Raw genomic sequence first — 12,370 nt, forward strand, 5'->3', positions numbered from 1 at the left:
TGCGTGAATTCGATGATGCGCGACGTCGGCGCGTGAGCGACGGGCGCACGCGACGGGTCGGAATGAGCGTGAACCGCGAGCATAGGCCACCGGCACCGCGTCTGGCATCGCCGCCCATTGATAGTGGCTATTTGCGACACATGCGCGCCATGGGCGCGCTGTCGGCGAACCGAAAGCTTTCGCGCTACGATAGAGCGCTGGCGCGCTTGCCGCGCCGTTTAACAAGGAGACAGGCGGATGCGTGAACTACGGTGGGCATCGGAAGAGGGCGACGGTTTCGAACATCTGGCGTTCGACGCGCGCGAAGACGGCTTTGCGATGGAGAGCGTCCTGGTCGGCCAGCGCTACGGCAAGGCGTATGGCCTGCACTACAAGGTGCGCTGCGATGCGCAATGGCGCACCACCTATGCGTGGCTGAAGATCGTCGGCGGTGGGGAACTGGAATTGCACGGCGACGGCGCCGGTCATTGGCACGATGGCCACGGTCTCGTGCTCAGCGCGATCGAAGGGTGCATCGATATCGATATCGCCGCCACGCCCTTGACGAACACACTGCCGATCCGCCGTCTGCAACTGGCCAAAGGCGAACGTCAGCCGATTTCCGTGGCGTATATTTCGACGCCGGATTTGCAGGTCACGCGTGCCGAGCAGGCATATTCGTGCATCGAGTTGAATCGCGAGTATCGCTACGAGGGCATCTTCCGCAATTTCGCCGCGAACCTGACGGTGGATGAAGACGGTCTCGTGACCGATTATCCGACGCTGTTCACGCGCCTGCCGCACGGGCGTTGATCGTCGAAGTGCCGAGCCAGCCTTCGATCCAATGAAAGCGCCGGCTCGACGTAGCGATCGCGCATCGGCAAGATGAACTGCACTGGCGCATGCGCGGGGCGCGCGCTAGCGACGTGAGGGGGCGTGTTGTCGTGGCCCCGTCAGCGCATGATGTGCTACGGATAGCGAAATAATCTGTCGTGCCGTATTTTTTCGAACTGCCAGTGTCTATTTGTCCGCAAGACTGGCTGCCACCTCGCGGCTTTGCCATACGTTGTCCTTCACGGTAACTTTCTGCGGAATCAGATGGGCGCCGTAAAACGCATCGGCGACCACTTGTTGCGCGCGCACGATCTCGTCGGTCACAACAGTGGTGCCGTACGGATACCGGCGGACCCATGTTTCGACCAGCTTTGGATCCAGACCGACCTTTGGCGTGATCAGCGCGGCGGTTTCCACCGGATGGTCATTGACCCACAGTCCGGCGGTGCGCAACTGTCCGAGAATCGCGCCGACCACATCAGGATGCTGCTGAGCGAAGTCGCGCGTGGCCTCATAGAAGTTATAAGGACCGTTGAGATCCGAATAGTCAGCCAACGCGCGCGCTTTCAGCGCCTGTTGCGCCGACGCGTAGTACGGGTCCCAGATGACCCATGCATCGACGGTGCCGCTTTCGAAGGCGGCGCGCGCATCCGCGGGCGCCAGATACACCGGGCGAATGTCCTCGTAACGCAGACCGGCTTTCTTCAGCGCCTCGAGCAGCAGATAGTTCGCGCTCGAACCCTTCTGCAGCGCGACGCGTTTGCCCTTCAGATCGGCCACGCTACGCAATGCCGAATCGTTTCTGACCAGCACCGCTTCGCTATGACGGCCCGCCGGCTCCGCGCCGACGTACACGAAGCGTACGCCGCCGGCCTGCGCGAACACGGGCGGCGGCGCGCCGGTGTAGCCGAAATCGATACTGTTCGCGTTCAGGGCTTCGAGCAGTTGTGGGCCGGCGGGAAATTCGAACCACTTGATGCTGTAGCCGAGCGGCTTGAGTTTTTCGTCGAGCGAGCCTTGTGCTTTGAGCACCGCGAGCAAGCCTGATTTCTGATAACCGATGCGCAGTACCTTGGCCGGTTCGTTGGCGTTGCCGTTGCCAGTGCCGCTGCTCTGCGCGGTCGCGCTCAATGTCGTGAACACCGCTAGCAACGCGGTGGCGATGTGAAGCGAAAAACGGGTATGAGGAGCCATTCGGCGAATCTCCATTGCGTTCGATTGGTCGAGGATCGTCGCACGGACGTCTCGCCGCTCAAACGAAGCAATGCAGATTTGAATATGACGCGCGCTGCGCTATTTTTCAGGTTTGTCCGGTTACATCGTCCGGCACGGCTGAATCGCCCACCCCCAAGGTCCGCTGCATCAAGGTGGTGTCGAGCCAGCGACCATGCTTGAAGCCGACAGCCTTCAATGTGCCTGTCAATTCGAAACCCAGTTGGGTATGCAGCGATAGCGACCCGCCGCTGCCCCCATCGGCGATCACGGCGACCATCTGGCGCCACGGTCCAGTTTCGCAGCGTTCGATCAGCGCCTGCAATAACACGCGGCCCAGGCCGCGCCCACGATACGCGTCGCCAATGTAGATCGAATCTTCGATGGTGGTGCGATAGGCGGCGCGCAGCCGGTAGGGCGTCGCGTAGCAATAGCCGGCGACTTCACGATCGATCTCGGCCACCATGTACGGCAGCCCATGACCGCGCACCGACGCGAGCCGCGCGCGCAGGTCGTCGACGGAAGGCGGAATTTCTTCGAACGAAGCGACGCCGTTCAGCACGTGGTGCGCGTAGATCGACTGGATCGCGGGCAGATCGGCTTCGGTGGCGTCGCGGATGAGTGGCGGGGTGGCGGCTCGGTCGGTCGAATGGGGGGTGGAGGGCGCGGGGCGGGTGGTGCTCATGCGTGTCCTGGCGTGGCCGGTGGATCTGAGGATACGTTTTACTATGCCCGTCGCGAGTGCGAATTTGAAGGGAGTCAAAAATCGCCGCGACTTATAGCTGGTATCAGCGGTGGTATCAGCGCGTGGAGAGGGAACAGGCGCGATTCTTAATCCGCGAGCTACAACGCCGCGTCCACGCCGATCACGTCGACCGCCTTGCGCTGATAGCCTCCGGTCGCGAGCAACAGGCTGCGCGTGTATTCGTGCTCGACCCGTTGCGCGCGAATTTGCTCGATATCGCGCTGTTCGACGATCTCGCCATTGCGCATCACCGCGACGCGCTGGCAAAGAAAGCCGACCACCGCAAGGTTGTGGCTGACCAGCACCATGGTCGGTTTGCGTTCACGGTGCAGGCGCCGTAGCAGGTTGAGGATTTCGGCCTGCACGGAGACGTCGAGCGCGGAAGTCGGTTCATCGAGCAACAAGACGCGGGGTTCGACGATCAGCGCGCGCGCAATCGCCACACGCTGCCGCTGGCCGCCGGAAAGCTGATGCGGATAACGAAAGCGGAACGCCGGGCCGAGCCCGACTTCGAGCAGCGCTTGTGTGATCCGCTCTTCCTGCCGGTCCATCCCGTTGATGACGAGCGGCTCGCGCAGCGTCTGATCGACAGTGAAACGTGGGTGCAGCGACGCGTAAGGATCCTGGAACACCATCTGCACGTCGCGTCGGAACGAGCGGTCAACCTTCTCGCCGAGCAGATGCTTGCCCACCCGCATGCTTCCGCCTGCCAGCGGCACCAGACCCGTGAGCGCCCGCAGAATGGTCGACTTGCCGGAGCCTGATTCGCCGACGAGGCCGAATATCTCCCCTTCGCCGATCTGAAAGCTCGCGTCCTTCACCGCGTCGAAATAGCCGGTTTTTGTTTTGAACCGGATCCGCGCTGCCTGTACGTCGATCATGCCACTGCTCCGATGGTTTCCGTGAGCCACGCGGGGTCGCGCTGGAGCACGGGCAATTCGTCCGGCGGATTGACGAGCGGCGGATTGGCGGCCAGCAGGCCGCGCGTATAAGGATGCCGCGCATGGACCAGATCGCACGCCGCGCAGGTTTCGACCACCCGCCCCGCATACATCACGACCACGCGGTCGCAGAACGACATGACTAGCGGCAGGTCGTGGCTGATCAGGATCAGGCCGGTATCGTGCCTGGCGATCATTTCGTCGAGGATGCCGAGCACCTGTATCGAGACCAGCACGTCGAGCGCGCTCGTCGGTTCATCGGCGACCAGCAGGCGCGGACCTGACGACACCATCATCGCGATCATCACGCGCTGGCCCATTCCGCCGGATAGCTCGTGCGGCCAGGCATCGGCGACTCGTTCGGGATTGCGAATATGCACCGAGGCGAGGGCGTCGACGATCTTCTCGCGCATCGCCTTGCGGCTCAGTTTCGGATCGCGCAGTGCGAACGCTTCGCGCATCTGCTGCGCGACGGTCATCACGGGATTGAGCGAATACTTCGGGTCCTGCAGGATCATGCCCATCTGCTGCCCGCAAAGACGGCGCCGTTTGCGTGGCGGCATGGCAAGCAGATCCTGGCCGTCGAACCTGAGCGCCTTCGCCGTGCAATGCGCGGCCGGCGGCAACAGGCCGAGCAACGCGCGTCCTGTCAGCGATTTTCCCGAGCCCGACTCGCCGACGATGCCAAGCCTTTCGCCCTTGTTGACGGTTAGCGAGAGACCGCGCACCGCGTCGCTCAGTTTGCCGTCGTGGCCGGGAAAACCCACGTGCAGGTCATCGATTTCGCACAGCGGGTGGCTGGAATCCAGGGCCATTTTTTTAGCCTCCATGACGGGGATCGAAGACGTCGCGCAGACCGTCGCCGAGCAGATTGAACGACAGGCTCACGAGCAGAATCGCGAGGCCAGGAATCGTCGCGACCCACCAGGCGTCGAGCAGGACATTGCGGCCCGACGCCACCATGAAGCCCCATTCCGGACTGGGCGGTTGCGCGCCGAGGCCGAGAAAACCGAGGCCGGCCACCGTCAGAATGATGCCGGCCATGTCGAGCGTCGCCCGCACGATCACCGACGACGAGCACAGCGGCATCACGTAGCGCAGCAGCAAACGCAGGCGCGAAGCACCTTGCAAACGCGCGACGTGCATGAAGTCGGCCTGCACGATGCGCAGCGTTTCGGCGCGCGCGAGCCGCGCATAGGCGGGCCACGCGGTGACCGAAATGGCGATCACCGCATTGATGACGCCCGGGCCGAGCGCGGCGGCGAAAGCGAGCGCCAGCACGATCTTCGGAAAGGCGAGCGCGATATCGGTGATGCGCATCGCCACGTTATCGATCCAGCCGCCGAAGAAGCCGGCCGTCATGCCCACCAGCAAGCCGACCGGCACGACGATCACGACAACAAGGATCGCGATCGACAACGTCAGGCGCGAGCCGTAGATCAGGCGCGAGAGAATATCGCGTCCGAGCTGGTCGGTGCCGAGCCAATGCGACGCGGAACCGAGCGGCAACAAGCGGTCCGCCAGCACCTGTTGCAATGGATCGTGCGGCGCGAACCACGGCCCGATCGCCGCGACCACAATCAGCAGCACCAGAATCGCGAAGCCGAACACCGAGAGCGGATTGCCGGTGAAGCGCCGCCAGCGCCGGTAAGCAAGCCCGAGCGCGGCCTGTTTGCGCGAACCCGGTGTGTCGCTCAGCAGCCAGTCTTTCCAATGTCGGGGCGCGGCGTTCATCGGCTGATCCTGCAATGCATCGTGGGGGGAAGGGAGCACGGCTTCGATCTCCGGGGCATCAGCGAGCGCGCGGATCGAACACGCGGTACAGCGCGTCGGTCAGCAGGTTGAGGGCGATGAAGGTGATGCCGATCACGAGCGTGCTGCCGAGTACCGCGTTCATATCGGCATTGAGCAATGCGCCGGTGAGGTAAGAACCGATGCCGGGCCACGCAAATACGATTTCGGTCAGCACCGAGCCTTCAAGCAGATAGCTGTAGGTGAGCGCGATCACGGTAAGGAGCGGCACGGCAATGTTGCCGAACGCGTGCCGCCAGATCACGCGGCGCTCGGGCAGGCCTTTGGCGCGCGCCGTGGTGATGTACTCCTGGCTCAACTGGTCGAGCATGAACGAGCGTGTCATACGGCTCAGATAAGCGACCGAGTAGTAGCCGAGAATCGCCGCGGGCAGCGCGATATGCGACAGCGCGTTGAAGAAGACGTCCCATTCGCCGGCGATCAGCGCGTCGATCAGCAGGCTGCCGGTATGGGTGTCGACCATGCCGTCGAACACCGGATCGATGCGGCCGGGACCGGACACCCAATGCAGCTTGGCGTAGAACAGCAGCAGGCCCATCAAGCCCAGCCAGAAGACAGGTACCGAGCTGCCGATGAGCCCCACGAAGCGGGCAACATGATCGATCCAGCGGTTATGGCGCACCGCGGCGATCACGCCGAGCGGGACACCCACCAGCACGCCGAGAATCGTCGATAGCGTTGCGAGTTCAAGCGTGGCGGGGAATACGCGCTTGATGTCGTCGAGTACCGGATTCGCGGTCAGCAGCGAGACGCCGAGATTGCCGTGCAACACGTCGCGCACGTAGATGAGAAATTGCACCGCGAGCGGTTTGTCGAGGCCGAGTTCGACGCGCATCGCGGCATAGGCGTGCGCGGAAGCACGATCGCCGAGCACAGCCAGCACCGGATCGATCGGCACCTTGCGGCCAATGATGAAGGTCACCGCGAGCAGGCCGACAAACGTGATCAGCAGCGTGAGAGCCCAGCGCAGCAGAAGGAGGGTCCAGCGTACGCCGCCGTGATCGGCGGAGAACGCGCGTACGCGGTCCAGTGGGCTGACGGGCGTGACGGGAGTCGACATGTTTATCTTCCTTGCCTGAAGCGCGACCCTGCAATTCGCAATGGCCACGCTCAGGCTCGACGCTTACTGCTTCTTCAGATCGCGATACGACACGAGATCATTGATCGGGCCGACGTCCAGACCGCTCACGCCCGGACGGTACGCCACCTGCGCGACCTTCTGGAACATGATGACGAACGGCGACTTCGCCAGCACTTCCTTCTGCATCGCTTGATACATCTGCGCGCGTTTGACCGTCGACGATTCGGCGAGCGCCGCGTTGGTTTCCTTCGTCAACTCGGGAATGTTCCACGCATTGCGCCAGGCGAGCATCTTGTAGCTCGAACCGTCGCTGTTGTCCGGATTCCACGCGAACCCCTGGGCGTTGCTGTGCGGATCGATATAGTCCGCCGACCATTCGCCGATATAGATATCGTGCTGACGGGCGCGATATTTCGCGAGCGTCTGTTTGTTGTCGCCCGGAATGATCTCGACCTTGATATTGGCCTGCGCGAGATTAGCCTGCACTGCCTGCGCGATTTCGTTGTACGGGTAGTCGTTACGCACGTCCATCTTCACCGTGAAGCCGTTGGCGAGTCCGGCTTTCGCCAGTAGCGCCCGGGCCTTGGCGACGTTCTGCTGATACGGGTTCGTATTCAGCGCGCCGAGAAAGCCTTCCGGCAGGAAGGTTTCATGCACCTTGTAGGTCGACCGCACAATGTGATCCTGAATGCCCTTGTAGTCGATCAGCCATTTCATCGCTTCCTGCACGTCGGGTTTGGCGAGGTTCGGGTTCTTCACGTTCAGGCCGAGATACATCAGCGTGGCTTGCGGCACCGGCGTCACGCGCGCCTTACCACTCTTCTCGAGGGCGGCGAGGTCGTCGGGGCTCAGGTCGCGCGCGACGTCGACGTCGCCGTTTTCCAGCAGAAGACGCTGGCTCGCCGCTTCCGGCACATGGCGCAACACGATGCGTTTCATCGCGAGCGGCACACGGTAGCCGTCGAAGCGTTGCAGCACGATGCTGTCGTTGGCGGTCCACTTGACCAGCTTGTATGCGCCGGAGCCGGCCTCGTTGGTGCGCAGCCAGTCGTTGCCGAAGTCGTTACCCTTCTGATGCGACATCAACAGCTTCTGGTCGAGTACCGAGGCGGGCCATGAGCCGAGCACATTGAGCACGAAGGTCGGTGCGTATTTCTGGTCGGTCGTCACGCTGACGGTGCTGTCGTCGACTTTCTTCACGCGCTGCAGTACGTTGTCTTTCCCGAGGCCGATGCCCTGCAGAACCGTCGCCGGGCCTTTGTCGAGCAGCACGGCGCGCTGGATCGACCACGCGACGTCGTCGGCCGTCAGCGGATTGCCCGAGTGGAACTTGAGGCCCGGGCGGATCTTGAACGTGAAGGTAAGGCCATCGGGGCTGACCGTCCACGATTGCGCGACGTCGCCGTTGAATCTGGACGGATCGCGCAGATCGACGCGCACGAGGCGGTCGTAGGTGTTCGCCACATATTCTTCCGGCACGAGCTCGTAGATTTCGCCTGGATCGAGCGTGGTGAATTCATCTAGCAGCGTCGCCATGACGAACATGTCTTTCGGCGTGGCCGCCTGAGCGGGGCCACCCGCCACAGACAGCGCCAAAGCCGACGCGACGGCGGCCACTGCCAGCGCATTGCGCAAAACCACTTTCATACTCGCTCCGTGAGGAAGGTAAAAAACCTGGGAAGATGGGCACTGCAAAGTCGAAGGCGTTACATCAAGCGTAGTGGGCCGCTCTCGCTGTTGTCGAGCAGCGGCAAGGCGAGCGAGCCCGGCAGCTCGTAATGCCACCATTCGCTTTTGATATGGGTGAAGCCCGCACCGTGCATCACGCCGAGCAGCAGTGTGCGGTTGCGTTGCACATGCTCGGGCAAGCCGGGGTGAAAGTGCTCGGACTCGATCGTCATGGCGTCGAAGCCGGTGCCCATGTCGAGTTCCTCACCGTTCGCATCGACGAGCGTCAGGTCGAGCGCGGTACCGCGGCTATGGTTGGAACCGCGGCTGAGATCGGCGATGTAGGTGGGATCGGGCAGAAAGTCCCATAGCACCTGCTGTGCTTGCGGCGGACGGTAGGCGTCGAAAATGCGCAGGGTCGCGCCGATGTTGCGCGCGAGTTCCACCGCGCGGCGCAGGGCTGCTTCGGCGGGCTCCAGCAGCAGGCAGTGCGCGGCTTTGTAGATCGGCTTGCCGGTGAGATTGCGCGGCGTCGCGTAGACGAGGTCGATGTGGACGCCGTGCGTGGCGGGCGTGATCTCGATGAGTCGGTGGTGGTTCATGTCGGTGAAGTGAGGTTCAAAGATCGAACTGGTTGAGTTCGCCTTGCAGTTCGCGATTGCGGGCCACGCGTTCGTCTAGCGTCGGTCCGAGCCTGTCGACGATCGCGCTGATCAGCAGATTGAAGAGACAGGTGAGCGGCGCGAGCGAGTCCCAGAACTGGCCGACGTCGGTCTTGACCTGCAGGAGATCGCCCGCAAAGTCTCTCGCCCACGGGCAATAAATATCGGTGACGAGCACGAAGGGCAGGCCGCGACGCGTGGCGGCCTCACAATAGCGGCGCGCGATCGTCGAGTAGGCGCGGGTGTCGGTGACGATCAGATACGGCGACGCGAACTCGGAGTTCAGCGAATCGACGTACGAGCCTGACATGCCGTCGGAATAGAACACTCGCGGGCGGATATATTCGAGGTAGCTGTAGAACGCATTGCTGATGCCGCGAGTCGATTGAATGCCGAGGATATAGATGGCGTCCGCGCTCGAAATGCGTTCGGCCACGCGCGCGAACATCGTCGACTGCGCGAGTTGGTAGACGTGCTGAATCGCGCCGATTTCGAGGTCGAGCGAGCGGGCGAGGGCGGGACTCGGTGCGGGCGCGGTGCCGGCCTGCGCGGCTTCGCCCTGTTCGCTGGATACGCGGCGGAACGCGTCGAGGCGATCCGTGATCATCCACGGGCGTTCCTGCGTGCCGCGCAGTTCGCGTTTAAGATCGTCGAGATTCTGGTAGCCGACGCTGCGCAGGAACCGGCCGACGGAGATGCCGCTCGTGCCGGCCTGCTGCGCGATCTGGTCGGCGGTCTCGAGGCCCAGCCTGTCCAGATTGGCGAGCAGATAACTGGCGATCCGCTTGGCGGTAGGCGTGAGTTCGGCGAAGCGGGCTTCGACGGTCTGGGCGAAAGCAGTCGGCATCGTGGCGCTGATCGGGGTTAGTTGTTTGTCATTATTTTTAGCAATGACACGTATCTAACAAAACCAATAAACTCAGCGCCAGCTTAAAAAAGTAATCGGGAAGCGATGTTCGATAGGATTTAGCGAAGCAATTCCTACACGACCTGCCGTGCCGGCACCGGTCGGGAAAAGCGCCTCGCCCCAGCCACGCACGCCACCACTACCACGCTGACCAGAATCATCGCGGGCGGGACCTGTTCATGCAGCAGCAACGCGGCCAGCAGCAAGCCGAAAAACGGCTGTAGCAATTGCAGCTGTCCGACGCCGGCAATGCCGCCGAGCGCCAGTCCGCGATACCAGAACACGAAGCCAATCAGCATGCTGAACAGCGACACGTACGCGAGCCCCCAGAGCGCGGCGTGGCTCACGCCTTCGAACGATGCAGGCCGTGCCCACCAGGCGAGCGGCAGCATCACCGGCAGCGACAGTACCAGCGCCCACGAAATCACCTGCCAGCCGCCGAGATGGCGCGACAGCCGCGCGCCTTCTGCATAACCCAAACCGCAGACAACGATCGCCGCCAGCATCAGCGCATCGCCGAGCGGCGACGCGTCCAGGCCGTGGCGCAAGGCGAACGCGACCACGGCGCTGCTGCCGAGCGCCGAAAACAGCCAGAACGCCGGCTGCGGGCGCTCGCCGCCGCGCAGCACGCCGAAGATCGCGGTGGACAACGGCAGGAGTCCGACGAACACCACGGCATGCGCAGAACTCACGTGACGCAGCGCGAGAGCGGTCAACAGCGGAAAGCCGACCACCACGCCGAGTGCGACCACCACCAACGGGATGAGGTCGCGCCTGGCCGGCCGGGCCTGGCGAAACACGAGCAATAGCAGCAGACCCAAGGTACCCGCGATGGTCGCGCGGGCTACCGTCAGGAACACGGGATCGAGGCCTTGCACGGCGATTCGCGTGGCGGGCAGCGAGCCGCTGAAAATCAACACCCCCACCATGCCGCTCACCCAGCCGTTCGTTGTCTTGTCCATCGGAAGAGCCCATGCGCATTTGAAAATTGAACCCATAGCATCCGCTTTCCGGTTCTAAAGGGTAAGCTACGGATCAGTACAATTCGTACAAACTGTACCGAACATGGAGCAGTACAGATGGCGGAAAGTGATAGCAACCGCGCGGCCACAGGTGTGCAAGGCACGCGCGTCGGCACGGTGATGGACAGCTTGCGCGAGCGCATTGCGAGCCGTTCGCTGATGCCGGGCGCGCGCGTGCCGTCGATTCGTGTAATGACCGAGACGCTCGGCGTGTCGAAGTCGACGGTCGTGGAAGCGTACGACCGGCTGGTCGCGGAAGGGGTGATCGTGGCGCGGCGCGGCTCCGGCTTTTTCGTGTCGGGCCATGCGCCGCCCCTCGCGCTCGCCGATCTCGGACCACGCCTGGATCGCGACCTCGATCCATTGTGGCTTACGCGGCAGTCGCTGGAGGCCGACGCGAAGGTCCTCAAGCCGGGATGCGGCTGGATGCCGCCTTCATGGCTGCCGGAGGACGGCGTGCGCCGCGCGTTGCGTGCGGTGGCGCGCGATCCGCAGTCGCCGCTCGCCGAATACGCGAGCCCGCGCGGTTTGCCGGCGCTGCGTCAGCAACTTGCGTGGCGGCTCGCTCAGCACGGCGTGGAAGCGCCTCCGGAGCAGATCGTGTTGACCGATGGCGGCACGCACGCGCTCGATCTTGTGTGCCGCCTGCTGCTCGAACCCGGCGACACCGTCCTGATCGACGACCCGTGCTATTTCAACTTCCAGGCGCTGTTGCGCGCGCATCGCGCCCGCATCGTCGGCGTGCCTTATACGCCGTCGGGGCCCGATCTGGCGGCATTCGAGCGGGCACTGATCGAGCACCGTCCGCGGCTTTATGTGACCAATTCCGCCATCCACAATCCGACTGGCGCCACACTTGCGCCGGCCATCGCGCATCGGCTGCTGAAACTGGCGGGTGAGCACGATTTGCTGATCGTCGAGGACGATATCTTCGCCGACTTCGAAGACGAACCCGCGCCGCGTCTCGCGGCGTTCGACGGTCTCTCGCGGGTGGTGTCGATCGGCAGTTTTTCGAAGACGCTGTCCGCGGCGGTGCGTTGCGGCTATATCGCCGCGCGTGCCGAATGGATCGAGCCGCTGATCGATCTGAAGCTGGCAACGTCGTTCGGCAACGGCCAGCTCGCGGCGAGCGTTGTGCACCGTTTGCTGGTGGACGGCACGTATCGGCGGCATCTGGAATCGATGCGCGCGAAGCTCGCGGACGCCATGGGGGAGACGGTCAGGCGCCTGGGCTATGCAGGCCTGGAAGTGTGGACGCGGCCACGCGCCGGTATGTTCGTGTGGGCGCGTTTGCCGGATGCGCTCGACGCCGCCGACATCGCGCGTCATGCGTTAGCCGGAAGCGTGGTGTTCGCGCCCGGCAATGTGTTCAGCGCGTCGCAATCGGCGGCCGGGTTCCTGCGGTTCAATGTGTCGCAATGCAACCGCCCGAAGGTGTACGAAGCGCTGCAACGGGCGATGGAAGCATCCGCCGCATCGAAAGCGCACGCCTGAACGCGCGTTTCGC

At 63.4% G+C, this 12,370-nt stretch carries 12 protein-coding genes; 2 read left to right on the forward strand and 10 right to left on the reverse strand.

The annotated features are described in order from the left end of the window. The first annotated feature begins 237 nt into the window (after window positions 1-237). The gene (locus tag ACAX43_RS25665) at window positions 238-792 is read left to right on the forward strand and encodes a putative glycolipid-binding domain-containing protein (RefSeq protein ID WP_370711209.1); all 555 of its coding nucleotides are present in this window, start codon (window positions 238-240) and stop codon (window positions 790-792) included. 207 nt (window positions 793-999) lie between these two features. Here the strand turns inward: ACAX43_RS25665 and ACAX43_RS25670 are convergent, their stop codons facing one another. The 10 genes from ACAX43_RS25670 to ACAX43_RS25715 all read right to left on the reverse strand — a co-directional run bounded on the left by ACAX43_RS25670 (window position 1,000) and on the right by ACAX43_RS25715 (window position 10,803). Further along, window positions 1,000-2,007, reverse strand: coding sequence for a sulfonate ABC transporter substrate-binding protein (locus ACAX43_RS25670; RefSeq protein ID WP_370711210.1), 1,008 nt, complete (start codon window positions 2,005-2,007; stop codon window positions 1,000-1,002). Window positions 2,008-2,113: 106 nt separating this feature from the next. Further along, window positions 2,114-2,710, reverse strand: a complete 597-nt coding sequence (locus ACAX43_RS25675) for an N-acetyltransferase family protein (RefSeq protein ID WP_370711211.1) — start codon at window positions 2,708-2,710, stop codon at window positions 2,114-2,116. Window positions 2,711-2,868: 158 nt separating this feature from the next. Further along, a complete protein-coding gene (locus tag ACAX43_RS25680) occupies window positions 2,869-3,651 on the reverse strand; it encodes an ABC transporter ATP-binding protein (protein WP_370711212.1) in 783 nt (260 codons plus the stop codon). Continuing rightward, on the reverse strand, window positions 3,648-4,526 hold the full coding sequence (locus tag ACAX43_RS25685; protein ID WP_370711213.1) for an ABC transporter ATP-binding protein: 879 nt from the start codon (window positions 4,524-4,526) through the stop codon (window positions 3,648-3,650). Before ACAX43_RS25685 ends, ACAX43_RS25680 begins: the two co-directional genes overlap by 4 nt. 4 nt (window positions 4,527-4,530) lie before the next feature. After that, the gene (locus tag ACAX43_RS25690; RefSeq protein WP_370711331.1) at window positions 4,531-5,445 is read right to left on the reverse strand and encodes an ABC transporter permease; all 915 of its coding nucleotides are present in this window, start codon (window positions 5,443-5,445) and stop codon (window positions 4,531-4,533) included. Between the two features lie 58 nt (window positions 5,446-5,503). Further along, on the reverse strand, window positions 5,504-6,583 hold the full coding sequence (locus ACAX43_RS25695) for an ABC transporter permease (protein WP_370711214.1): 1,080 nt from the start codon (window positions 6,581-6,583) through the stop codon (window positions 5,504-5,506). A 63-nt stretch (window positions 6,584-6,646) separates the two neighbouring features. After that, window positions 6,647-8,251, reverse strand: a complete 1,605-nt coding sequence (locus tag ACAX43_RS25700; RefSeq protein WP_370711215.1) for an ABC transporter substrate-binding protein — start codon at window positions 8,249-8,251, stop codon at window positions 6,647-6,649. A gap of 59 nt (window positions 8,252-8,310) precedes the next feature. Beyond that, complete coding sequence (gene ddpX / locus ACAX43_RS25705; RefSeq protein WP_370711216.1) at window positions 8,311-8,874, reverse strand: D-alanyl-D-alanine dipeptidase; 564 nt, start codon at window positions 8,872-8,874, stop codon at window positions 8,311-8,313. 16 nt (window positions 8,875-8,890) lie between these two features. Next, window positions 8,891-9,781 (reverse strand): sap1 transcriptional regulator SapR, encoded by an 891-nt coding sequence (gene sapR / locus ACAX43_RS25710; protein WP_370711217.1) that lies wholly within the window; start codon window positions 9,779-9,781, stop codon window positions 8,891-8,893. Between the two features lie 134 nt (window positions 9,782-9,915). Continuing rightward, window positions 9,916-10,803, reverse strand: coding sequence for a DMT family transporter (locus ACAX43_RS25715; protein WP_370711218.1), 888 nt, complete (start codon window positions 10,801-10,803; stop codon window positions 9,916-9,918). 117 nt (window positions 10,804-10,920) lie between these two features. Here ACAX43_RS25715 and ACAX43_RS25720 point away from each other — a divergent pair, with 117 nt between their 5' ends. Further along, entirely contained in the window at window positions 10,921-12,357 is a 1,437-nt protein-coding gene (locus tag ACAX43_RS25720; RefSeq protein WP_370711219.1) for a PLP-dependent aminotransferase family protein, read from the forward strand. Window positions 12,358-12,370 lie beyond the last annotated feature (13 nt).

This window comes from Paraburkholderia sp. IW21 (assembly GCF_041321145.1).
Taxonomy (GTDB): domain Bacteria; phylum Pseudomonadota; class Gammaproteobacteria; order Burkholderiales; family Burkholderiaceae; genus Paraburkholderia.

Excerpts from the sequence above, each read along its gene's own strand:
- ACAX43_RS25665 (WP_370711209.1), top strand. The coding sequence starts at position 238 with ATGCGTGAACTACGGTGGGCATCGGAAGAGGGCGACGGTTTCGAACAT.
- ACAX43_RS25670 (WP_370711210.1), bottom strand. The coding sequence starts at position 2,007 with ATGGCTCCTCATACCCGTTTTTCGCTTCACATCGCCACCGCGTTGCTA.
- ACAX43_RS25675 (WP_370711211.1), bottom strand. The coding sequence starts at position 2,710 with ATGAGCACCACCCGCCCCGCGCCCTCCACCCCCCATTCGACCGACCGA.
- ACAX43_RS25680 (WP_370711212.1), bottom strand. The coding sequence starts at position 3,651 with ATGATCGACGTACAGGCAGCGCGGATCCGGTTCAAAACAAAAACCGGC.
- ACAX43_RS25685 (WP_370711213.1), bottom strand. The coding sequence starts at position 4,526 with ATGGCCCTGGATTCCAGCCACCCGCTGTGCGAAATCGATGACCTGCAC.
- ACAX43_RS25690 (WP_370711331.1), bottom strand. The coding sequence starts at position 5,445 with ATGAACGCCGCGCCCCGACATTGGAAAGACTGGCTGCTGAGCGACACA.
- ACAX43_RS25695 (WP_370711214.1), bottom strand. The coding sequence starts at position 6,583 with ATGTCGACTCCCGTCACGCCCGTCAGCCCACTGGACCGCGTACGCGCG.
- ACAX43_RS25700 (WP_370711215.1), bottom strand. The coding sequence starts at position 8,251 with ATGAAAGTGGTTTTGCGCAATGCGCTGGCAGTGGCCGCCGTCGCGTCG.
- ddpX (WP_370711216.1), bottom strand. The coding sequence starts at position 8,874 with ATGAACCACCACCGACTCATCGAGATCACGCCCGCCACGCACGGCGTC.
- sapR (WP_370711217.1), bottom strand. The coding sequence starts at position 9,781 with ATGCCGACTGCTTTCGCCCAGACCGTCGAAGCCCGCTTCGCCGAACTC.
- ACAX43_RS25715 (WP_370711218.1), bottom strand. The coding sequence starts at position 10,803 with ATGGACAAGACAACGAACGGCTGGGTGAGCGGCATGGTGGGGGTGTTG.
- ACAX43_RS25720 (WP_370711219.1), top strand. The coding sequence starts at position 10,921 with ATGGCGGAAAGTGATAGCAACCGCGCGGCCACAGGTGTGCAAGGCACG.